We start from the raw sequence: 1654 nt of genomic DNA, 5'->3' as shown, positions 1-1654 counted from the left end.
TCGCCTTTCCCTCACGGTACTGGTTCACTATCGGTCAGTCAGGAGTATTTAGCCTTGGAGGATGGTCCCCCCATATTCAGACAGGATGTCACGTGTCCCGCCCTACTCATCGAACTCACAATTAATGCATTTTAGTGTACGGGGCTATCACCCTTTACTGCGCGACTTTCCAGACGCTTCCACTAACACAAGAACTGATTCAGGTTCTGGGCTCCTCCCCGTTCGCTCGCCGCTACTGGGGGAATCTCGGTTGATTTCTTTTCCTCGGGGTACTTAGATGTTTCAGTTCCCCCGGTTCGCCTCATGCCACTATGTATTCATGACATGATAGTGTGTCGAAACACACTGGGTTTCCCCATTCGGGTATCGCCGGTTATTACGGTTCATATCACCTTACCGACGCTTATCGCAGATTAGCACGCCCTTCATCGCCTCTGACTGCCTAGGCATCCACCGTGTACGCTTAGTCACTTAACCTCACAACCCGAAGGTGTCTTTCGACATCATCGTATTGCTACATTTGAGAGACTCTATGACAGGTTACTCCTCATCCCAAACTGCTACGGGGGACAAGTTTCAGCCGTCATGTTTCAATTTTCAGCTTGTTCCAGATTGTTAAAGAGCAATATCTTAAACACGACTCGTTAAAGTCATCTTTAAGTTATTTTCGGTTCTTGCGAACCGGTGATAATGTCTTTCACTCATTATCGGATGGCGTCCCCAAGGGGATTCGAACCCCTGTTACAGCCGTGAAAGGGCAGTGTCCTAGGCCTCTAGACGATGGGGACCCGAAATTTGCTTATCGAATCAGCGATTCGATAATTTCGGGTAAAGGTGAGATTTTTTCATAAAAATCGAGCGCCATTGTCGTTTGTCACCGTACTCGACGGTCACAAATTTCCCGGCACTTACCTATACCACAAGGTTTTGTTTGCTCATTACTTTTCTATCAGACAATCTGTGTGGACACTGCACAATCGAATATCGTTAGGTAAGGAGGTGATCCAACCGCAGGTTCCCCTACGGTTACCTTGTTACGACTTCACCCCAGTCATGAATCACAAAGTGGTAAGCGCCCTCCCGAAGGTTAAGCTACCTACTTCTTTTGCAACCCACTCCCATGGTGTGACGGGCGGTGTGTACAAGGCCCGGGAACGTATTCACCGTAGCATTCTGATCTACGATTACTAGCGATTCCGACTTCATGGAGTCGAGTTGCAGACTCCAATCCGGACTACGACGTACTTTATGAGGTCCGCTTACTCTCGCAAGTTCGCTTCTCTTTGTATACGCCATTGTAGCACGTGTGTAGCCCTACTCGTAAGGGCCATGATGACTTGACGTCATCCCCACCTTCCTCCAGTTTATCACTGGCAGTCTCCTTTGAGTTCCCGGCCGAACCGCTGGCAACAAAGGATAAGGGTTGCGCTCGTTGCGGGACTTAACCCAACATTTCACAACACGAGCTGACGACAGCCATGCAGCACCTGTCTCAGAGTTCCCGAAGGCACCCTTCCATCTCTGGAAAGTTCTCTGGATGTCAAGAGTAGGTAAGGTTCTTCGCGTTGCATCGAATTAAACCACATGCTCCACCGCTTGTGCGGGCCCCCGTCAATTCATTTGAGTTTTAACCTTGCGGCCGTACTCCCCAGGC

Annotated in this window: 1 tRNA gene and 2 rRNA genes; all 3 read right to left on the bottom strand. The window is 49.5% G+C overall.

Annotated features, from left to right (window positions below):
• A 23S ribosomal RNA gene (locus AC2AXP_RS22640) occupies positions 1–477 on the bottom strand; the annotation flags it as partial.
• A 235-nt stretch (positions 478–712) separates the two neighbouring features.
• Positions 713–788 (bottom strand) — tRNA-Glu (locus tag AC2AXP_RS22635).
• Positions 789–992: 204 nt separating this feature from the next.
• Positions 993–1654: ribosomal RNA gene (locus AC2AXP_RS22630) — 16S ribosomal RNA — on the bottom strand; the annotation flags it as partial.

This window comes from Serratia sp. Sp408 (genome assembly GCF_057180665.1).
This window is presented reverse-complemented; position numbering and strand designations above follow the sequence as displayed.